Source organism: Streptomyces sp. NBC_00887 (assembly GCF_045207585.1).
In genome coordinates this window covers 9311200-9332350 of the sequence record NZ_CP108788.1, presented here as the reverse complement: position 1 = coordinate 9332350, position 21151 = coordinate 9311200, and the positions used below count along the sequence as shown (strand labels likewise).

At 69.5% G+C, this 21151-nt stretch carries 13 protein-coding genes; 4 read left to right on the top strand and 9 right to left on the bottom strand.

Translation table 11 applies throughout. The annotated features are described in order from the left end of the window. The first annotated feature begins 126 nt into the window (after positions 1-126). Together OG844_RS42420 and OG844_RS42415 are read left to right on the top strand one after the other, a co-directional pair. Entirely contained in the window at positions 127-3324 is a 3198-nt protein-coding gene (locus tag OG844_RS42420) for an alpha-L-rhamnosidase (RefSeq protein WP_406387950.1), read from the top strand. A 76-nt stretch (positions 3325-3400) separates the two neighbouring features. Beyond that, positions 3401-4021 (top strand): YdeI family protein, encoded by a 621-nt coding sequence (locus OG844_RS42415; RefSeq protein WP_406387951.1) that lies wholly within the window; start codon positions 3401-3403, stop codon positions 4019-4021. A gap of 81 nt (positions 4022-4102) precedes the next feature. Here OG844_RS42415 and OG844_RS42410 read toward each other — a convergent pair whose 3' ends face one another. Next, positions 4103-4525 (bottom strand): acyl-CoA thioesterase, encoded by a 423-nt coding sequence (locus OG844_RS42410; RefSeq protein ID WP_406387952.1) that lies wholly within the window; start codon positions 4523-4525, stop codon positions 4103-4105. Positions 4526-4804: 279 nt separating this feature from the next. Here OG844_RS42410 and OG844_RS42405 point away from each other — a divergent pair, with 279 nt between their 5' ends. Beyond that, entirely contained in the window at positions 4805-7831 is a 3027-nt protein-coding gene (locus OG844_RS42405; protein ID WP_406387953.1) for a carbohydrate binding domain-containing protein, read from the top strand. A gap of 43 nt (positions 7832-7874) precedes the next feature. On the opposite strand, the gene OG844_RS42400 is transcribed toward OG844_RS42405, so the two are convergent. The 7 genes from OG844_RS42400 to OG844_RS42370 form a co-directional block, all read right to left on the bottom strand. Next, complete coding sequence (locus OG844_RS42400; protein ID WP_406387955.1) at positions 7875-9902, bottom strand: GTP-binding protein; 2028 nt, start codon at positions 9900-9902, stop codon at positions 7875-7877. A gap of 132 nt (positions 9903-10034) precedes the next feature. Further along, complete coding sequence (locus OG844_RS42395; protein WP_406387956.1) at positions 10035-11099, bottom strand: aldose epimerase family protein; 1065 nt, start codon at positions 11097-11099, stop codon at positions 10035-10037. Further along, positions 11099-12136: a LacI family DNA-binding transcriptional regulator gene (locus OG844_RS42390; protein ID WP_406387957.1), complete on the bottom strand. Its 1038-nt coding sequence runs from the start codon at positions 12134-12136 to the stop codon at positions 11099-11101. Before OG844_RS42390 ends, OG844_RS42395 begins: the two co-directional genes overlap by 1 nt. Positions 12137-12192: 56 nt before the next feature. Further along, entirely contained in the window at positions 12193-13251 is a 1059-nt protein-coding gene (locus OG844_RS42385) for an ABC transporter permease (protein WP_406387958.1), read from the bottom strand. Next, positions 13248-14249, bottom strand: a complete 1002-nt coding sequence (locus OG844_RS42380) for an ABC transporter permease (protein WP_351177191.1) — start codon at positions 14247-14249, stop codon at positions 13248-13250. The genes OG844_RS42385 and OG844_RS42380 overlap by 4 nt, the downstream gene beginning before the upstream one ends. Beyond that, positions 14246-15853 carry a sugar ABC transporter ATP-binding protein gene (locus tag OG844_RS42375; protein ID WP_406387959.1) on the bottom strand — a complete coding sequence of 536 codons (1608 nt, stop codon included), beginning with the start codon at positions 15851-15853 and terminating at the stop codon, positions 14246-14248. The genes OG844_RS42380 and OG844_RS42375 overlap by 4 nt, the downstream gene beginning before the upstream one ends. A gap of 100 nt (positions 15854-15953) precedes the next feature. After that, positions 15954-17039: an ABC transporter substrate-binding protein gene (locus OG844_RS42370; protein WP_406387960.1), complete on the bottom strand. Its 1086-nt coding sequence runs from the start codon at positions 17037-17039 to the stop codon at positions 15954-15956. 490 nt (positions 17040-17529) lie between these two features. Here OG844_RS42370 and OG844_RS42365 point away from each other — a divergent pair, with 490 nt between their 5' ends. Next, a complete protein-coding gene (locus tag OG844_RS42365; protein ID WP_406387962.1) occupies positions 17530-19830 on the top strand; it encodes a beta-L-arabinofuranosidase domain-containing protein in 2301 nt (766 codons plus the stop codon). Between the two features lie 113 nt (positions 19831-19943). Here OG844_RS42365 and OG844_RS42360 read toward each other — a convergent pair whose 3' ends face one another. Next, the gene (locus OG844_RS42360) at positions 19944-21146 is read right to left on the bottom strand and encodes an RNA-guided endonuclease InsQ/TnpB family protein (RefSeq protein WP_406387963.1); all 1203 of its coding nucleotides are present in this window, start codon (positions 21144-21146) and stop codon (positions 19944-19946) included. Between the last annotated feature and the right edge of the window lie 5 nt (positions 21147-21151).

The window sequence follows — 21151 nt, the reverse complement described above, 5'->3', positions numbered from 1 at the left end:
CAGCAGGCTTTCAATCATCAAGCCAGAAAGACCTCGATCGCGAACGAACCCTTGACAGGGACCGGACACAACTCTAGCTTCACAGGACTGAAACGATTCATCCCCGCGTCGTTACGGAGCCGAGTTGTGATCAGCAGAAGACGACTGCTCAGCACCACCGCAGCCACCGCGGCGCTCGCCGCGGTGTCCGCACCAGCCGCGCACGCTGCCGGACCGGCGCGGGCAGCCGCCGGCCGGGCCCGTGTCACCGAGCCGACCGTCGAGTACGTGCGCCATCCTCTCGGTCTCGACACCCCGCGTCCGAGGCTGAGCTGGCCGGTCGCGTCGGAGGTCCCGGGCCGGACCCAGACCGCGTACCAGGTGCGGGTCGCCACCGCCCCGGAACGCCTCACGAAGCCCGACGTCTGGGACAGCGGCAAGGTCGAGTCCGACCGGTCGGTGCTGGTCCCGTACGCGGGCCCGGCGCCGGTGTCCCGTACGCGCTACCACTGGTCGGTGCGTGTGTGGGACTCCGGCGGGCAGGTCTCCGGGTGGAGCGAGCCGTCCTGGTGGGAGACCGGGCTCCTGGCCGAATCGGACTGGTCGGCAGGCTGGATCGGCGCGCCGGCCGCGCTGACCGCTGCGCCCGCTCTGGACGACGCCTCGTGGATCTGGTTCCCCGAGGGCGATCCGGCCGCCGGTGCGCCCGCGGCCACCCGCTGGTTCCGGGGCCGGGTGGAGGTTCCGGCCGGTGTCACCCGCGCGCGCCTGGTCATGACGGCCGATGACGGGTTCACCGCCCGGGTCGACGGCGTGGAGGTGGCGCACACCGAGGCGGACGGCCCCGCCAACAACTGGCAGCGGCCCGTCCTGAGGGATGTGACGGACCGGCTCTCCCCGGGCGTCCACGTGATCGCCGTGTCGGCCACCAACGCGACGGAAGGACCCGCCGGACTGCTCGGCCTGCTGGAGGTGACCACCGCTGACGGTGTGGTCACCCTGGCCACCGGCGCAGACTGGCGGACCACCGACAAGGAGCCTTCGGGGGACTGGGGGTCCGGTACCTACGACGACAGGGCGTGGTCCGCCGCCAAGGTCCTCGCCCCCTGGGGTTCCGGGCCCTGGGGCCGCGTCCAGGTGGCGCACTCCCCCGCCACCCAGCTGCGCAGGGAGTTCCGGCTCGGCCGCAAGCGGGTGGCGCGCGCCAGGCTGTACTCGACCGCACTCGGGCTGTACGAGGTGTTCCTCAACGGTCGGCGGGTCGGCGAGGACCGGCTCGCACCGGGCTGGACCGACTACGACAAGCGGGTCCAGTACCAGACGTACGACGTGACCGGACTGCTCGCACCGGGCGGGAACGCACTCGGGGTCACGCTCGCGGCAGGCTGGTACGCCGGAAACATCGCCTGGTTCGGCCCGCATCAGTACGGCGAACAGCCTGCCGTTCTTGCCCAGTTGGAAATCACCTTCACGGACGGCTCGACCGATCGGGTGGTGTCGGGGACCGACTGGCGCGCCGCGACCGGGCCCGTCACCGGCGCCGATCTCATGGCGGGCGAGGAGTACGACGCCCGACTGGAGACCGACGGCTGGACGCGGGCCGGCTTCGACGCGTCGGGGTGGCTCGGCGCCGATCGGGTGGACGACGTCACGGCGGCACTCGTCGCCGAAGTGGACGGGGCATGTCGTGTCGAGCGCGAACTGACGGCACGTGAGGTGACCGAACCGGAGCCCGGTGTGTTCGTGTTCGACCTCGGCCAGAACATGGTGGGCACCCCGCTCCTCACCGTGTCGGGGCCGGCCGGCACGACGGTGCGGCTGCGGCATGCCGAGGTCCTGAACCCGGACGGCACGATCTACACGACCAACCTGCGCACCGCCCGTGCCACGGACACGTACACGCTCAAGGGCGGCGGCCGGGAGACGTACGAACCCCGCTTCACCTTCCACGGCTTCCGCTACGTGGAGGTGACGGGCTATCCCGGCCGGCCGGGTCCCGACGCGATCGTGGGCCGTGTCATCCACACCTCGGCACCGTTCACCATGGACTTCACGACCGATGTGCCCATGCTCAACCAGCTCCACAGCAACATCACCTGGGGGCAGCGCGGCAACTTCCTCTCCATCCCGACGGACACCCCCGCGCGGGACGAGCGCCTCGGCTGGACCGGTGACATCAACGTCTTCGCGCCCACCGCCGCGTACACGATGGAGTCGGCACGCTTCCTCACGAAGTGGCTCCACGACCTGCGCGACGACCAGGTCGCCGACGGCGCGTTCCCGAACGTCGCCCCGGACCTTCCGGGTGTCGGCAGCGGTGCGGCGGGCTGGGGAGACGCCGGGGTGACCGTACCGTGGGCCCTGTACCAGGCGTACGGCGATGTGCGGGTCCTGGAGCAGTCCTGGTCCTCGATGCTGAAGTGGCTCGAGTACCTGGAGGCACACAGCACCGGGCTGCTGCGGCCCGCCGACGGCTACGGCGACTGGCTCAACATCGAGGACGAGACGCCCAAGGACGTCATCGGCACGGCGTACTTCGCCCACAGCGCCGACCTCGTCGCCCGCATCGCCGAGGCGCTGGGCAAGGACCCGGCGCCGTACCGGAGCCTCTTCGGCCGGGTGCGCGACGCGTTCCGGGCCGCGTACGTGACGGCCGGCGGACGCGTCAAGGGCGATACACAGACGGCCTACGTACTTGCTCTGTCCATGGATCTGCTGACGGAGGGCGACCGAGGGCCGGCGGCCGACCGGCTGGTCGCGCTCATCGAGGCGAAGGACTGGCATCTGTCGACGGGGTTTCTCGGGACCCCGCGGCTGCTGCCGGTGCTGACCGACACCGGGCACACGGATGTCGCCTACCGGCTGCTGACGCAGCGCACCTTCCCGAGCTGGGGCTACCAGATCGACCGGGGCGCCACGACGATGTGGGAGCGGTGGGACTCCATCCGGCCGGACGGCAGCTTCCAGGACGCAGGGATGAACTCCTTCAACCACTACGCGTACGGCTCCGTGGGTGAGTGGATGTACGCGAACATCGCGGGCATCGCACCGGGGAGCCCCGGCTTCCGGAAGGTCGTCGTGCGACCGCGTCCGGGCGGCGGAGTGACGCAGGCCGAGGGCCGGTTCGACTCCTTGTACGGGCCGGTCACGACGCGCTGGAAGACGGATGCGGACGGCTTCGCGCTGAGGGTCGTCCTGCCTGCCAACACGACCGCCGAGGTGTGGATTCCGGGTGGCGACGAGCGGAGCGCCGGCCAGGCCTCCGCGAGGTTCCTGCGCCTGGACGACGGATGTGCGGTCTTCGCCGCCGGATCGGGCACCCATCAGTTCGCCGCCTCCGCCTGACAGGGATCACCCCGGCGCCCTGTAGGACGGAAACTGTCCTACAGGGCGCCTAACGTGTGCTCAGGAGCTCGGGGAGATGCCCCAGGCTCCCCTGGAGGAGGCGGACGTGACCATGGCCGACGGCACGGAACCGGGCGTGGAGCCGCAGGTCTTCGAGCGGGTCGAGGAACTGAGGGACTGGCTGGAGCGGCATCACGGGGTGCGGTCGGACCTGTGGGTGAAGGTCGCGAAGAAGAGCACCGGCATCGAGTCCGTGACGGCCTCCGAGATCATCGACGCCGTGCTCTGTTACGGCTGGATCGACGGGCAGCGCAAGTCCCTCGACGAGACGTACTACCTCCAGCGGATCTCGCGCCGTCGCAAGGGCGGTCACTGGTCCCAGGTCAACGTGCGCAAGGTCGAGGCGCTGACGGCGGCCGGACTGATGCGGGAGCCGGGGCTGGCCGAGGTACGGGCCGCGCGGGAGGACGGGCGGTGGGCGGCGGCTTACCCCTCGCAGAAGGAGGCCACCGTGCCCGAGGACCTCGCGGCCGCGCTGGTCCCCGGCTCCCTGGCGGCGCGGCGGTTCGAGGAGCTCGGCAGGACGGACAGGTACCTGGTGATTCTCGAGCTCCTCAAGGCGAGAACGCCCGGGCTGAGGGCTGCCCGCCTCGCACGGGCGATCACGAAGCTGGAGTCGGGCGGCACGGCGGACTGAGCCGCCCGGCCCCGGTGGCCGGTGTCGCCCGGTCAGGTCGGCGTCACCCGGCCCCGGTCAGGCCGGCGTCACCCGACCCGGTCAGACGGTGACGCCGAGGAGGTCCGGCTTCTCGGCCAGCGAGGCGAGACGCCGGGCCGGATCCGCGACCAGCCGACGGGCCGCCAGATCGAGGATGCCGCCGACGGCCCTGATGTCCGCGGCCAGGGTGCCGTCCTCCTTGACGATCTGCTGCACGACCTCGAACGTCTTGCCCGCGCCGTAGACGAACGCGCAGCTCACGCGCACGCTGTCACCGCCACGAAGTTCGCTCAGGTACTTCACCGTCACTTCCAGCTGCACCGGGCCGATTCCGTCGGCCAGCAGCTTCTCCTGGGGCAGTCCGGCGGCCCGCAGCAGCTCCCAGCGCGCGTGTTCCGCGTACTGGAGATAGACGGCCTGGTTGAGGTGGCCCTGGGTGTCGAGCTCGTAGCCGCGCACTGTCACGTCGACGAAGTAGGTCATGAACGTCCGAACGCCGGCGGGCAGTCCGCCATTCCGCCGGAACCCGCGGCCAGGTGCCTCTACGCAACCCCTTTACGCGCCTGTCATGCGCGGGTAACTTCCTGACTGCAAAAGATTGCAGCAACATTCTGACAGCACTTGCTGTCGGAACGCACTGCTCGCCCGAACCCCGAGGCGCGTCCGGGTTCTCCGGCGGGATCCTCGCAGCCGCTCGCGGAGCGGTTGTGCTGTTGGCTGCCACGGTCCACCCGCCCGTGGCACTCCCCTGGAGACACACGAATGAAACGCACCCCCACCCGGCTGCTCGGACGCCCTCTGGGAGCGGCCGTCGCAGCCACCGTGATGCTGGGGCTCCTGACCGCGGTACCGAAGGCCGCTGGTCCCGATTCGGCTGTACCGGTGGCTGCTTCGGAGTCCACCGCGACCGTCTTCTACTACACGAAGACCAAGAACTGGTCCGCGTACAAACTCCACTACGCACCCGACGGCGGCTCCTGGACCGCCGTTCCGGGTGTGGCGATGGAGGCCGCGTGCACGGACTGGGTGAAGCAGACCGTCACCCTGGGCAGCGCGTCCGGCCTGGCCGCGACGTTCAACAACGGTTCGGGCGTCTGGGACAACAACGCCGGGAAGAACTACGCCCTGGGCGCCGGCAGCATCACCGTCAAGGACGGCGTGGTGGCCCACAGCGACCCGTGCGCGGACACCGGTACGGACCCGACTCCGACCGCCGACCCCGAAGAGACGCACAGCGCGGCGGTCTACTACTCGACCGCGACGGTCGGCTGGACCACCACCAATCTGCACTACCAGCCGGCGGGCGGCACCTGGACCACCGTGCCCGGCGTGGGCATGGAGGCCGCCTGTACCGGCTGGGTGAAGAAGTCGGTCGACCTCGGCACGGCGACCACGATGCTCGCCACGTTCAACAACGGCAACGGGGTGTGGGACAACAACAACGGCGCCAACTACACGGTCCCGGCCGGGCTCACCACGGTGAAGGACAAGAAGGTCACCGCCGGCGCGAAGGACCCCTGCGCCGCGGAGGTCCCGGACACCCAGGCACCGACCGTGCCCACGAAGGTGACCGCGGACGCCGACGGTGTCTCCGTCGTGCTGACCTGGGACCCGTCCAACGATGACCGTGGTGTGACGAAGTACCAGGTCACCCGGACCGGGGGCACGAAGGGCACGATGGTCACCGACGTCGGCTCCACGGTGTACTCCGACACCGGGCTGGAGGAGAGGACGGCCTACAGCTACACCGTCAGGGCCGTCGACGCCGCCGGGAACGTGTCGGGCGCCTCCGCATCCGCCACCGCGACCACGGGCGAGAAGCCCGCGGCCCCGGCGTCCGGGGAGCCGCTGGGCACCGATCCCCGCAAGGACCCGATCTACTTCGTGCTCACCGCCCGCTTCAACGACGGTGACACCTCCAACGACCGGGGCGGGAGCCAGCACACGAAGTCGGGCAACGCGGCCGACAACGACCCCATGTTCCGCGGCGACTTCAAGGGCCTGGTCGAGAAGCTCGACTACATCAAGGGCCTCGGTATGTCCGCCGTGTGGATCACCCCGGTGGTGCTGAACCGGTCCGACTACGACTACCACGGCTATCACGGCTACGACTTCTACGAGGTCGACGCCCGGCTGGAGTCCGCCGGCGCCTCCTACCAGGACCTCATCAACGCGGCCCACGCCAAGGGCATGAAGATCTACCAGGACGTCGTCTACAACCACTCCTCGCGCTGGGGCGCCAAGGGCCTGTTCACCCCGAAGGCCTACGGAGTCCGCGACACCCAGTGGAGCTGGTTCTACGACGAGAAGAACGACGGGTTCGAGTACGACGGCCTGACCGTCGAGCCCAAGTCCGGGAAGTCGTACTACAACGGCGATCTGTGGTCCACCGCCGAACCTTCGGGCAACACCTGCGTCAACTGGGGCACGCCCACCCGGTACACCTCGCCCGAGGGGTACCGGATCTACAACTGCCAGTGGCCCAACCCCACTTCGGGCATGTTCCCGAAGGCGTACTACCACAACTGCTGGATCGGGAACTGGGAGGGCGAGGACTCCCGCAGCTGCTGGCTGCACGACGACCTCGCCGACTTCAACACCGAGAGCACGCCCGTACAGAACTACCTGATCGGCGCCTACAACAAGTACATCGACATGGGCGTGGACGGCTTCCGGGTCGACACCGCCGTGCACATCCCCCGTACGACCTGGAACCGCCGCTTCCTGCCGGCGATCCAGGAGCGCGTCACCCAGCGGTTCGGCGCCGAGGCCGCGAAGAACTTCTTCGTCTTCGGTGAGGTCGCGGCCTTCGTCAACGACAAGTGGAACCGAGGCTCGGTCAACCACTCCGCGCAGTTCTACACCTGGAAGGAACGCAAGGAGTACAACGCGGACGACGAGAAGGCCGCGCTGGAGATGTACGACTACGAACAGCAGCAGGGCACCGGCTCCCAGCCGACCTCCAGCAACGCCTTCCTGAACGGCAACGCGTACCACGCACCGGACCACAGCAGGTTCTCCGGGATGAACGTCATCGACATGCGCATGCACATGAACTTCGGTGACGCCAACAACGCGTACAACAACGGCAAGGACTCCGACGACAGTTACAACGACGCCACCTACAACGTCGTGTACGTCGACAGCCACGACTACGGACCCAACAAGAGCAGCGAACGGTACGCGGGCGGCACCGACGCCTGGGCCGAGAACATGTCCCTGATGTGGACCTTCCGGGGCATCCCCACGCTCTACTACGGCTCCGAGGTCGAGTTCCAGGCCGGCAAGAAGATCGACTGCGGGCCCACCTGCCCGCTGGCGACGACAGGTCGCGCCTACTTCGGCGGTCAACTCGCGGGCGACGTCAAGGCGTCCGACTTCAGCAAGGTCTCCTCGGCGACCGGTGCCGTCGCCGACACCCTCGCGAAGCCGCTGGTCAAGCATGTGCAGCGGCTCAACGAGATCCGACGGGCCGTGCCGGCCCTGCAGATGGGCCAGTACTCCACCGAGGGCATCACCGGGTCGATGGCGTACAAGCGCCGCTACACCGACGCGGCGAGCGGCACGGACAGCTTCGCGCTGGTGACGGTCACCGGCAGTGCCACGTACACGGGCATCCCCAACGGCACCTACAAGGACGCCGTCACCGGCGACACCCGGGTGGTGACGGGCGGCACGCTCGCCGTCCCGGCGCCGGGCAAGGGCAACCTGCGGGTGTACGTCCTCGACCTCGGCGGGAAGAACGCGGCCCCCGGCATGATCGGGACGGCGGGTACCTACCTGAAGTGACCCGGGGTGGACCCGGGCGCGGCGGGCGCGCGATGCGCGTCCGTCACGCCCGGGCGCCTTCGCCCCCGGCCACCCGCCGCAAGGTGCGCAGCAGGTACTCCTTGCGGTGGAGCGGGTCGTGGTCGGTACGGGGCCGCTGCGGAACCGGTCCCTCGACCTGCCGGTAGTGCGCGAAGTCGGACTCCAGCACCCCCTCGCCGCGTGACAGCTCCGGCAACAGCTGCTGCAGTTCGTGGATGCGGGCGGCGGGGACCTCGCCCTCCAGGGTGCACACGCGGCCCCGCGTCAGCGGAGTCCGGGGAACGGCGCGCAGCCGTGCCAGGACCGGGACGAGGGGGCCGAACGTATCGGCCGGGAGCTCGATGCGGAATCGGTGCATCGGCTCGTACACCGTGGTTCCGGCCTGTTTCAGCGCGTCCATGAGCACCAGCGGAGTCAGGTTGCGGAAGTCTCCCGCGGTGCTCGACATGCTCTTGTCGAACACCGCGTGCGAATGACTCTGCCGGGGCCAGTAGCCGGAATGCGTCAGGGTGACGGTGCAGTCGGTGACCTGCCATCCGTGAATTCCCTGGCCGAGTGTCTCCAGCACGGTGTCCTCCACGGCCCTCATCAGGGAGAAGGGCATGGATCCGAGTTCCACCTCCCGCCGGAATTCCACCCCGCTGCCGGCCGGTGCGGGATCGACGCGGAGGCCGACCGTGGCGAGGAAGGGATTGGGTTCCCGGTCGATGACCTCGACGGCCGTGCCGGTCCCGGCCGGCCGTTCCAGGCAGATGGTCGTGGTCTCCCGGAAGGTCACCTCGATGCCGTACTCGTCCGCCAGCGTCGCCTGGATGACCTCCTTCTGCACCTCGCCGTAGAGCGAGAGGGAGATCTCCTGACGGATGTCGTCACGCCGTACGCCGATGAGCGGGTCCTGCTCCGCGAGGTGGCCGAGCGCGGTGTGCAGGGCGCCCCGGTCCTCCCGGCGGACAGGGGTCACCACCGTCTCCAGCGTCGGCGGGGCGAAGTGGGCCTGCGCCTGTGGCTTCGCGGGCGCCTCACCGATCCTGTCGCCGATCCGGACGGCGCCGAGCCCCCGCAGCCTGCCGATCCGGCCGGCGGTCAGAGCGGAAGCGCGGTCGTCCGCACCGCGGTCGAAGACGGTGATGCCGGAGATCTTGCCCTCGCGCCCGTCGTCCTCGCCGTCCCCCCGCAAGGGGACGCGTTCACGCGTGCGCAGCGTTCCGGAGAACATCCGGACGTACGCGATCTTCTCCCCGGCGGGACCGCGCTCGACCTTGAACACCGTGCCCGCAGCCGGTCCTCCGGCATCCTGGCCGGTGACGGGCAGCAGCTCGGTGATTCCCGCGATCAGTTCCGGCACGCCCGCCCCGGTGGCCGCGGAGCCGAAGTACACCGGGTGCACCAGCGTCTGCCGGGTCTGCTCCGCCAGGGCGGCGCGCAGCCGGTCGTACGGGATGCCCGTCGCGTCGTCGACGTAGGCGGCCAGCAGGTCGTCGTCGTGACCGGTGAGCAGATCGGTCAGCGCGGTGGTGAATCCCGGGTCCGCGGCGGTGAACGGTGCGGTGCGGGCTTCGCGGGTGCCCAGCGCCTCGGCCGAACCCATCGCGACGATGTCGCGGGACAGCCGCTCGGCGATGTCCGCGAGGACACCTTCGTAGCGGGCGCCGCCGCGGTCGGTCTTGTTGACGAAGACGAGTGTGGGGATCCGCAGCCTGCGCAGCGTCCGCATCAGGACACGGGTCTGTGCCTGAACGCCCTCCACGGCGGAGACGACGAGCACCGCTCCGTCGAGCACGCCGAGGACCCGTTCCACCTCGGCGATGAAGTCCGGGTGGCCCGGGGTGTCGATGAGGTTGACCGCCACGTGGTCGATGACGAAGGAGACGACCGCGGACTTGATGGTGATGCCGCGTTGCCGTTCGAGCGCCAGCGAGTCGGTCTGTGTGCTGCCGTCGTCGACGCTGCCGACGGTGTCGATGACTCCCGCGGCGTGGAGAAGCCGCTCGGTCAGGCTCGTCTTACCGGCGTCGACGTGCGCCAGAATTCCCAGGTTCAATGTGTGCACTGAGCTTCATGCCCTCGAGATAGGTGTGAATTCCTGTCTGGGTGGACACAGAAGCTCGGCGCATGAATTTCTCCAGGGTTGTTCGGCTGGTGCCGGAATTACAGCAGGCAGCCGCTTCGAGGGGCAATCGAATTAGGCCCCAAGGTGCGGGAAGCGCAGTTCGGTGCGGCTCCGCGCGGTCTCTCCGGGGCGCAGGACGGTGCTGGGCTGGCCGGGGCGGTTGGGTGAGTCGGGCAGGTGCTGGGTCTCCAGGCAGACCGCGCCGTGGCGTTCGTGGCGGCGTCCGGAGGCGTCGGTGAACGAGCCGTCGAGCTGGTTGGCGGTGTAGACCTGCACGCCCGGCTCGGTGGTCCACACCTCCAGGACCCGGGCCGAGTCCGGGGCGGTGAGGCGGGCGGCGCGGCGCAGACCCGCACCGGTCCCGCGCAGCACCCAGCAGTGGTCGTATCCGCCCGCCAGGCGCAGCTGTTCGTCCTCCAGTCCGATGGACTCCCCCAGTACGCGGGGTGCGGTGAGGTCGAAGGGTGTGCCCCGTACCGCGGCCGGAGCTCCCAGGGGGATGCCGTCGCCGTCCACCGGCAGATAGGTGTCGGCGTCGACCTCCAGCCGGTGGCCGAGGACGTCGCCACGGCCTGCCAGGTCGAAGTAGGCGTGGTTGGTGAGGTTGACGACCGTGGCGCGGTCGGTGACCGAGGCGTAGTCGATGGCCAGGGTGCCCGCGGTGTCGAGGGTGTACGTGACCGTCGCGTCGAGCGCGCCGGGGAACCCCATGTCGCCGTCGGGGCTGTGCAGGGTGAGGTGCAGGGACACGCTGTCGTCGGTGCCGTCCGCCGTGGCGTCCCACACCTTGGTGTGGAAGCCCTCGGGGCCCCCGTGCAGTGCGTGGCCGCGGTCGTTGGCGGGGATGTGGTGCGTCTCCCCGTCCAGGGTGAAGCGGCCGTTCGCGATGCGGTTGGCGTAGCGGCCGACGACCGCGCCGAAGTACGGGTGTTTGCCCGTGTAGTCGTCGACGGTGGCGAGCGACCGTACGACGGAGGCGGGCGTGCCCTTGGTGTCGGGCACGGTGAGGCTGTGGAGGGAGGCGCCGTAGGTGAGTACCTGGGCGACGACTCCCGTACCGGAGTCGAGGGTCCACAGGCCGGTCTCCGTCCCGTGGGCGGAGCCGAACGGTGTGCGGTGCACGGTGGGGCGCGGCATCAGAGGTCCTTGGGATGAGCGGGGGCACGCCCGGGTGCGGTGGATTCGCGGACGATGAGGCGGTAGCCGGGTCGGGGCCGGCGTGGTTCGGAGACCGGTTCGCCCGAGAGGCGTTCGACGAGGCTGTCGACGGCCAGCCGGGCGATGGCCTCCTTGTCCGGGGCGATGGTGGTGAGCGTGGTGGTGCCGTACCGGCTCTCCTCGATGTCGTCGAAGCCGACGACGGCGATGTCGTCCGGGATGCTCAGCCCGCGTTCGGTGATGGTCCGCATCGCTCCGATGGCGATGAGGTCGTTGTACGCGAACACGGCGTCCGGCCGCTCGCCCCGGTCCAGGAGCGAGGCCATGGCTGTGGCGCCGTCCTCGCGGCCGTATCCGTCGGTGACCACGACGAGGGACTCGTCCGGCTCGATGCCCGCGGCGGCCAGTTCCTCGCGCCAGCCGCGCAGCCGCAGATGCGCGGGCTGGCGTTCGCGTCCGGTACGTGAGCCGAGGAACGCGATCCTGCGGCTGCCGTTGTCGATGAGGTGGCGCACGGCCTCGCGGGACGCCGCGACGTTGTCGATGGCGATGTGGTCGTACGGGGCCTCGTACTCGCGCTCACCGAGCAGCACCAGCGGCGCCGTCTCGGTGCGTGCCATGAGGTCCTCGGTCTCCAGGTGGATGGGGCTGAGGATGAGGCCGTCGATCACATGGGACCGGAATCCCTGGCTGACCAGGAGTTCCTTCTCCCGGAGGCCGGCGGTGTGGTCGACCAGGACGGTGTAGTCGTGCCGGGCGGCCGCGTCGACGACCGCTCCGGCGAGTTCGGCGAAGTAGGGGTTGCCGAACTCGGGTACGGCGAGGGCGATGATCCCGGTGCGGCCCTTGCGCAGGTGGCGGGCGGTGAGGTTCGGCCGGTAGCCGAGTTCGTCGATCGCCTTCTGCACCTTGGCGCGCATCGCCGGTGTGACGTGCTGATAGTTGTTGACCACGTTCGACACGGTCTTGATGGACACGCCCGCCCGATGCGCAACGTCCTTGAGGCTGACGCCCACGGCACTCCTTGGCTCGACTTGGCTCAGTGGTTCGGCTCGGTACAGCTGGTTCGTCGTCAGGTGCTTCTGCGACTGCGCGCCAGATAGCGCTGGGCCACCACGACAACGATAAGGAAACCGCCGCTGACCACCGACTGGTACGAGGAGTTGAGCGAGCCGATCTGGTTGATCAGGTTCTGGATGACGGCCAGCAGCAGGACGCCCCACAGGGTTCCGCTGATCGAGCCGGCACCGCCGATGAGCAGCGTGCCGCCGATGACGACCGCGGAGATCGCGTCCAGTTCCATGCCCACGCCGACGATGGTGACACCGGAGGACAGCCGGGCCGCGTTGAGCGCACCGGCGAGTCCTGCCAGCAGGCCGCTGAGGGTGTAGACGAGGATCTTGGTGCGGGCGACCGGGAGGCCCATCAGGGTGGCGGCGTCGCTGCTGCCGCCGACGGCGAAGAGGGTCTGCCCGAACGAGGTGCGCTGCAGGACCAGTCCGCCGGCCCCGAACAGGACCAGGGCGATCAGGATCGGGTGGCCGAAGCCCCAGACGCTGCCCTGCCCGAGCTCCCCGAAGGCGGAGTCCTTGGGCACCAGGTAGGTGGTGGCGCCCTCGTCGGTGAGGGTGAGCAGCAGACCGCGGGCGGCCAGCAGGGTGGCGAGGGTGACGATGAAGGGCGCCATGTTGCCCCGGGCGATCAGGAGCCCGTTGAGCAGCCCGATCGCACCGCACACCACGAGGGGTACGAGCAGGGCGGCGAGGAAGCCGTACTGCGAGGCCCACGCGGCGAGGACTCCGCCGAGGGCGAATACCGACCCGACGGACAGGTCGATGCCGCCGGTGATGATGACCATGGTCATGCCGAGGGCGACCACGGCGAGGAAGGACGCCTGGATCGTCACACCGCGCGCGTTGTCCAGGGAGGCGAAGGTCGGGTAGATGAACGATGCGGCGATCACGACGGTCAGCAGGACCGCGAGGACGCCCTGGCGCTGGAGGACTTCGGCGATGCGCTGCTTGGTGTCCGGTGCGGGGGCGGCGGGGCGGGGAGCCTTGCCGTCCGCGGGTGCGGCCGGCTTCCGCACGGCCGGGGCCTGGACTGCGGGGGCGGGTGTGGTTTCGTTCATCGGGACCGACGCTCCCGGGCGACGTAGACGGCGGCGATGATGATGGCCGCCTGGGCGATCTGTGCGGTGGAGTCGGGCAGGTCGTGCTTGACGAGTGTGGCGCGCAGGAGCTGCATCAGCAGGGCGCCGGCCACGGTGCCGAGCACCCGGATGGAGCCGCCGTTGAGGGGCGTGCCGCCGACCACGACCGCCGTGATGGCGGAGAGTTCCATGAGGGTGCCGAGCGAGGACGGGTCGCTCGCGGTGAGCCTGGCCGTGGCGAGGATGCCGGCGAGGGCCGCGAGCACGCCGCACAGCACGTACACACCGATGAGGACGCGCTTCACGGGGAGTCCCGCGAGTGCGGCGGCGGACCGGTTGCCGCCGACGGCGACGATCTGCCGCCCGAAGGTGGTGCGCTGCACGAGGAAGGCCACGGCGACGGCGAGGACTCCGGCGATCAGGACGACCAGCGGAATGCCGAGGAAGGACCCGGTGCCCAGCGACAGCAGGTCGGGGTTGACGATCTGCTTGAGCTGGCCGTCGGCCATGACCAGGGCCAGTCCCCGGCCGCCGACGAAGAGGGCGAGCGTGGCCACGATGGGCTGCAGCCCGATGAGGGAGACCAGTGTGCCGTTGACCGCTCCGACGACCGCGCCCGCGAGGAGCGAGACGACGAGCGCGGGCACGAGCCCGTATCCGAGGTAGAGCGGCAGGAACGCGGCGGCGAGCGCCATGGTCGAGCCGACGGAGAGGTCGACGCCCTCGGTCCCGATGACCAGGGCCATGCCCAGGGCGACGATGACGATGGGGGCGACCTGGACGAGCTGGGTGCGGAAGTTGTCCGCGGTCATGAAGTGGTCGGTGAACAGGGCGTTGAAGAGCAGCACCACCGCCACGGCGACGTACACGCCGTATTCCTGGTACCAGGCGGGGTCACGCAGCCGTGCCAGGGGCGTCACACGCGTGACGGGCTGCTTCGCGGGCTCTACGGGTGGGGAGACGGCGGCCTGGGTCATCGGGGGTCCTCCTGAGCGGCCGGGGCCTTGTCTCCCGGCGCCGGTGCGTGGTCGGCGAGCACTTCGAGCAGCCGGCTCTCGGCCACCTCGTCGCCCGCCAGTTCGCCTGCGACGGCTCCGCCGCGCAGGACGACGATCCGGTCGGCGCCCTCGATGAGCTCCTCGATGTCGGAGGAGATGAGCAGGACGGCCAGGCCCTCGAGGGCGAGGTCGTCGATGAGGCTCTGGACCTCGGCCTTGGCGCCGACGTCGATGCCGCGGGTGGGTTCGTCGAGCAGCAGGACCTTGGGTTCCAGACAGAGCCAGCGGGCCAGCAGGACCTTCTGCTGGTTGCCGCCGGAGAGTTCGCCGACCTTCTGCTCGGGGCTGGACGCCTTGATCCGCAGGCGCTTCATGAAGATGTCGACGATCCGGTCCTGCTTGGCGCGGGAGACGACACCGGCCCGGGAGAGGCGCGGCATGGCGGCCAGCACGATGTTCTCGCGGACGGAGAGGCCGGGGACGATTCCCTCCGCCTTGCGGTCCTCGGGCAGCAGGCTGATCCCGGCCCGGATGGCGGCGGCCGGGGTGAGGCGGTTCAGCGCGGTGCCGTCGACGGTGAGCTCGCCCGCGTCCAGGGGCAGGGCACCGGACAGGGCCTTCGCCGTCTCGCTGCGTCCGGAGCCGAGGAGGCCGCCGAGGCCGAGCACTTCGCCCGCGTACAGCGACAGGGATATGTCGTGGAGCTGGTGGCGGCTGGTCAGGCCGGTCGCGGTGAGCACCGGGGTGCGGGCCGCTTCGTGTCCCTCGGCCGCGAAGTTGGTGACGCCGGAGCGGCGGACCTCGGCCATGTCGCGGCCGAGCATCATCGAGACGAGCTGCATCCGGTCGAGGTCGGCGAGGTCGCCGGTGTGGATGTGGCGGCCGTCGCGCAGTACGGTGACGCGGTCGCAGATCCGGTACAGCTCGTCCATGCGGTGGCTGACGTAGAGCACGGCGATGCCCTGGGCGCGCAGGGTCTCGATGACCCCGAAGAGGGTCTCCACCTCACGCGGTTCGAGCGAGGAGGTGGGTTCGTCCATGATGACGACCTGGGCGTTGACCGAGACGGCCCGTGCCAGGGCGACCATCTGCTGCGTGCCGATCCCTAGGGTGTGCAGGGGCCGGCGCGGGTCGACGCGTACGCCGAAGCCGTCGAGCAGTTCGGCCGTCTCCCGGTGCATGCGGGCGAAGTCGATGAGGCCGAGGCGGTTCTTGGGTTCGCGGCCGAGGAAGATGTTGCGCGCCACGCTCATCAGCGGGACGAGGTTCACCTCCTGGTAGATCGTGGAGATGCCGGCCTGCTGGGACTCGAACGGCCGGGCGAACCTCACCGGCTGACCCGCCATCCGCAGGTCGCCCCCGTCCGGCCGGTACACACCGGTCAGCACCTTGATGAGGGTGGACTTGCCGGCGCCGTTCTCGCCGACGAGCGCGTGCGTCTCGCCGGCGCGCAGGGAGAAGGAGACGTCGTCCAGGGCGACGACGCCGGGGAACCGTTTGCTCACCGAGCGGGCTTCGAGCACCGCGGCGGCCGTGGGTACGGCCGCGTCCGGTGCCTGAGGTACTGCTTCGGGTGGTGCCATGGGTGGTCTTGGCCTTCCGCTGTTCCAAGGGTGTGGGCCCGGGAGCCGCCGCGGCCCTCGTCAGAGGGCCACGGCGGCCGGGCCGTCGGGACCGGAGAGGTCAGTACGCTCCGCCGAGCGATTCCTTGGCGTTCGTGTCGTCGTACTCGCGGTCGCTGATGATGACGTTCTCGGGGATCTCCTCGCCGCCGTAGAACTTCTGGGCGGTCGCGAAGGCCAGCGGGCCGAAGCGCGGGTTGGACTCGATGACGGCGTTGTACTCGCCGTTGACCAGGGCCTGCACGGCGTTGCGGGTGCCGTCGACCGAGACGATCTTGACGTCCTTGCCGGGCTTCTTGCCTGAGGCCTTCAGCGCGGTGACGGCGCCGAGACCCATCTCGTCGTTCTCCGCGTAGACGGCGGTGATGTCGGGCTTGGACTGGATGAGCTGCTCCATGACCTGCTGGCCCTTGTCGCGGGCGAACTCGCCGGTCTGCTGGGCGACGATCTCGATGCCGGGCGCCTTGGCCTTGATCTGGTCGACGAAGCCCTTGGTGCGGTCGGTGGTCACGTTGTTGCCGGAGGCGCCGAGGAGGATGGCGACCTTGGCCTTGCCGCCGGTCGCCTTGATCATCGCGTCGGCGGCGCGCTTGCCCTGCTCGACGAAGTCGGAGCCGAGGAAGGCCACGTAGTCCTTGCAGGCCGTGGAGTTGACCTTGCGGTCGATGGTGAGGACCGGGACCTTCTTCGCCGCGGCGGCCTTGAGCGCCGGCTCGAGACCGTCGGAGTTGAGCGGGGCGACGATCAGGAACTGGGCGCCCTGGGAGAGCATGTCCTGGATGTCGCTGATCTGCTTGGAGAGCTGCGACTGCGCGTTGGTGACGAGCAGCTTCTTGACGCCGATCTTCGCGGCTTCGTCCTTGATGGACTGGGTCTCGGCGATACGGAAGGGGTTGGCCTCCTTCTCCGACTGCGAGAAGCCGACCACGGCGTTCTTCAGGTCCAGTTCCGGCGCTCCGTAGGTCTTCAGCGAGCAGCCGGCACCGGAACTGGCCTCGGGGGTCTTGGCCGCCTGGGCTCCCTGGCTGCTGTCACCGCCCGCGTTGTCCGGGGTCTCCGACTTCGAGCAGCCGGAAACGGCCAGCGTGGCGGTGGCGGCGAGCAGGCAGGCCGCGGCGAGGGTACGGGATCGACGCTGGGTCATCATGCGCGGGACGCTCCTTGGCGGGATGACGGCACGCTGTTCGGCGTGCGGTCGGGCATGGCGGGACGGTGGATCGGCCGCTCGGCGGCAGATGCCGCCGCATTCCTCACGACCCGCTGCTGAAGTGGGCTCCAGCTGCGCAAACTGTGGTCGTGAGAGCCTGTGCGGCCTCTCGGCGGCTCGGGTTTACAACGTTATATAGGCGTGGTGGCGCGGGCGGCAAGAGAGTTGTCGATGCGTTTCCAAAATGTGTCGCCCCGCGTCGCGACCTCCGGCGCGCGGCCGACGGGGCGGGACGGCATCAGGTGTTGCGCCACCTATGGACACCGGCTTGACGGCGTGCTGTCATACCGCCGACATCAGTTTTCCAACGTTGCAAGTACGTTGCCGCGTACAGGGCCCCGTACGCGGCAGCCGACTTCGCCATGCGCCGGGGCGGTCCTGACCGGTCGCACACCTCCCTGTCCTGCAGAGCAGAAGCGGAGCCCCACCGATGCCCCTGAACCGCAGACAACTCATGACCGGCGCTCTGGTCACGGCTGCCGCGACGACCGCGGGCGGCCGCTGGGCCACCACCGCGACCGCCGCCGGCGGCAAGGCGCCGGCCGTCCGTGGCGGCCACTACTCCCCCAACGCCGCTCCGCTGCATCCGACGGCCTTTCTCAAACTGCCGCCGGGCCGGGTCACCGCACGCGGCTGGCTCGCCGGCCAGCTCCGGCTCCAGCTGGACGGACTCTGCGGCCGCTACGAAGAGTTCTCCCACTTCCTGGACTTCGACGCGTCCGGCTGGGTCCGCCCCGACCGTGGAGGCTGGGAGGAGGTCCCGTACTGGCTGCGCGGATACGCCGACCTGGCGATCGTGACCGGTGACGCGACGGCGCTCGCGGCCACCCGCCGCTGGATCGACGCGATCCTCACGACCCAGCAGTCCGACGGGTTCTTCGGCCCGAAGTCACTGCGGACCTCGCTCAACGGGGGGCCGGACTTCTGGCCCTTCCTGCCGCTGATCCAGGCCCTGCGCTCCTGGCAGGAGTACAGCGACGACAACCGGATCATCCCGTTCCTCAGCAGGTTCTTCCGCTACATGAACGCCCAGGGCCCCGGGGCCTTCAACACCAGTTGGATAGCGCTGCGCTGGGGCGACGGCCTCGACAGCGTCTTCTGGCTCTTCAACCGCACCGGCGACACCTTCCTGCTCGATCTCGCCGACAAGATCCACCGGTACGGTGCCGACTGGGGCGACAACCTGGTCAACCTGCACAACGTCAACATCGCGCAGGGGTTCCGGGAACCCGCCCAGTACGCCCTGCGCAGCGGCTCCCCGCAGGACACCCAGGACACGTACGGGACCTACGGCAAGGCCATGGACCAGTACGGGCAGTTCCCGGGCGGCGGCTTCGCCGGGGACGAGAACGCACGTCCCGGGCACGGAGACCCCCGCCAGGGATTCGAGACCTGCGGAATCGTCGAGTTCATGGCGAGCCACCAGCTGCTCACCCGGATCACCGGCGACCCTCTGTGGGCGGACCGCTGCGAGGAGCTCGCCTTCAACTCGCTGCCCGCCTCGCTGGACCCGTCGGGCAGGGCGGTCCACTACGTCACCAGTGCCAACAGCGTCGATCTGGACAACGCCCCCAAGAACGGCCGGCAGTTCCAGAACGGCTTTGCGATGCAGGCGTACCTGCCTGGTGTCGACCAGTACCGCTGCTGCCCGCACAACTACGGGATGGGCTGGCCGTACTTCGTCGAGGAGCTCTGGCTCGCCACTCCGGACGGCGGGCTGGCCGCGGCGATGTACGCGGCCTGCGAGGTCACCGCGAAGGTGGCGGACGGTACGGAGGTCACCTTCACCGAGGAGACCGGCTACCCGTTCACGGACACCGTCTCGCTGGCGCTCACCTCACCGAAGAGTCTGCGCTTCCCCCTGGTGCTCCGGGTTCCCGCCTGGTGCGCCGAGCCGGACGTCAAGGTCAACGGGCGCAGCGTCGCCGCACCTGCCGGCCCCGCCTTCACCCGTATCGACCGCACCTGGGCCGACGGCGACAAGGTCACCCTGCGCTTCCCGCAGCGCACCGGCGTGCGCACCTGGGCGGACAACCACGGCTCGGTGAGCGTCGACCGCGGCCCGCTCACGTACTCGCTCCGGATCGGCGAGGACTACCGGCGCACCGGTGGCACCGAGCAGTTCCCTGAGTACGAGGTCCACGCCACGACTGCCTGGAACTACGGGCTCGTCCTGGACGGGGACAGCCCGTCCTCCTCGCTGCGCCACCACACGCGGCGTGCGCCCGGGGACAACCCGTTCACGCTCGAAGGCACCCCGCTGACCATGACCGCCCGGGCACGCAGGATCCCGGAGTGGACCGCGGACGGCGAGCACGTGGTGGCGCCCCTGCAGGTCAGCCCGGCACGCAGCGCAGAGCCGGTGGAGGAGGTCACCCTCGTCCCGATGGGTGCCGCCCGGCTCCGCATCACCTCGTTCCCCACCGCGGATCCGCAGGGGGCGCCGTGGCTCGCCGACCGCTGGTACCGGATCGGCAACCTGCACTCGGGCAAGGTCCTGGGCGTGGACGGCATGTCCACGGCCGACAGCGCCCATGTCGTCCAGTTCGCCGACAACGGCACCGACGACCACCTCTGGCGGCTCGTACCCAACGGCGACGGCTGGTACCGCGTCCTCAACCGCCACTCCGGCAAGGTCCTGGGCGTCGACACCATGTCCACCGCCGACAGCGCCCACGTCGTCCAGTTCGCCGACAACGGCACCGACGACCACCTCTGGCAGCTGCTCTGACACGCGTTCCGGACGCAGCTGACGCACCGCTCCCCCGCACCGGTGCGGGGGAGTTCCCCCTGTGAAGGAGATCAGACCGTTGACATCCTCCCCCTCCGGAAGGAGGGGGATTCCTACGGCTCGCGCCGTGGGGTTTTCTGCTTCGTCGCCGACTGCCCGCCCGGAGAACTCCGTTGAGGTCTTACACCAGCTCCACAGACTGTCACCGAGAGCCCCTCGGCCAGCACATTCTTCGCGGCGTTCACGTCCCGGTCGTGGGTCGTGCCGCACACGCACGTCCACTCACGGACGTTCAGTGGCATCTTGCCCCGCAACGTGCCGCACGCGGAGCACAGCTTGGAGGAGGGGAACCAGCGGTCGATGGCAACCAGGTCCCTTCCGTACCAGGCGCACTTGTACTCCAGCATGCCGCGCATCGCGGTCCAGGCCGCATCCGAGATGGCGCGGGCCGGGGAAAGGTTCTTGACCATGTTGCGTACGGTCAGATCCTCGATCACGATCGTTTGGTTTTCACGAACGAGACGAGTGGTCAGCTTGTGCAGGAAGTCGCGCCTGCGGTCGGCAATGCGGGCATGGACCTTCGAGACCTTACGCCGGGCCTTCGCCCGGTTCGCTCCGTCACCCCTGACCTTCTTCGCCAGCACCCGTTGGGCCCTGGCGAGACGGGCGCGGTCCTTGCGCTCGAACTTGGGGTTGGTGACCTTCTCCCCGGTGGAGAGCGTCACCAGGCTGGTGATCCCGGCGTCGATACCGACAGCGTTCGCGGTCTCGGGCATCGGCACGGGGATGTCGTCACACAGCATCGAGACGAACCAGCGCCCGGCCGAGTCCTGCGACACGGTCACGGTGGACGGCGTCGCACCTTCGGGAAGGGGACGGGACCAGACGATGTCGAGCGGTTCGCGCATCTTGGCGAGGGTCAGCTTGCCGTCACGGAAGCGGAAACCGCTGGTGGTGTACTCGGCAGACTTTCGCGACTTCTTCCGGGACTTGAAGGTCGGGTACTTGGCCCGCTTCTGCCAGAAGTTCCCGAACGCGCCTTGCAGATGCCGCAGCGTCTGCTGCAACGGCACCGACGACACCTCGGACAGGAAAGCCAGTTCCTCGGACTTCTTCCACGAGGTGAGCATCGCGGAGGTGGCGTTGTAGTTGACCCGCTCCTGACGGAGCGTCCACGCCTCGGACCGTGCGGCAAGCGCCAGGTTGTAGACCTTGCGAACGCACCCGAACGTGCGCGACAGCTCCGCTGCCTGCGCGTCGGTCGGGTAGAAGCGGTACTTGAACGCCCGCTTCACCTGGTTCGTGACCACGCTCACAAACT

Coding starts and splice junctions, on each gene's coding strand:
- OG844_RS42365 (WP_406387962.1), top strand. CDS start 17,530: ATGCCCCTGAACCGCAGACAACTCATGACCGGCGCTCTGGTCACGGCT.
- OG844_RS42375 (WP_406387959.1), bottom strand. CDS start 15,853: ATGGCACCACCCGAAGCAGTACCTCAGGCACCGGACGCGGCCGTACCC.
- OG844_RS42405 (WP_406387953.1), top strand. CDS start 4,805: ATGAAACGCACCCCCACCCGGCTGCTCGGACGCCCTCTGGGAGCGGCC.
- OG844_RS42370 (WP_406387960.1), bottom strand. CDS start 17,039: ATGATGACCCAGCGTCGATCCCGTACCCTCGCCGCGGCCTGCCTGCTC.
- OG844_RS42415 (WP_406387951.1), top strand. CDS start 3,401: ATGCCCCAGGCTCCCCTGGAGGAGGCGGACGTGACCATGGCCGACGGC.
- OG844_RS42385 (WP_406387958.1), bottom strand. CDS start 13,251: ATGAACGAAACCACACCCGCCCCCGCAGTCCAGGCCCCGGCCGTGCGG.
- OG844_RS42395 (WP_406387956.1), bottom strand. CDS start 11,099: ATGCCGCGCCCCACCGTGCACCGCACACCGTTCGGCTCCGCCCACGGG.
- OG844_RS42380 (WP_351177191.1), bottom strand. CDS start 14,249: ATGACCCAGGCCGCCGTCTCCCCACCCGTAGAGCCCGCGAAGCAGCCC.
- OG844_RS42410 (WP_406387952.1), bottom strand. CDS start 4,525: ATGACCTACTTCGTCGACGTGACAGTGCGCGGCTACGAGCTCGACACC.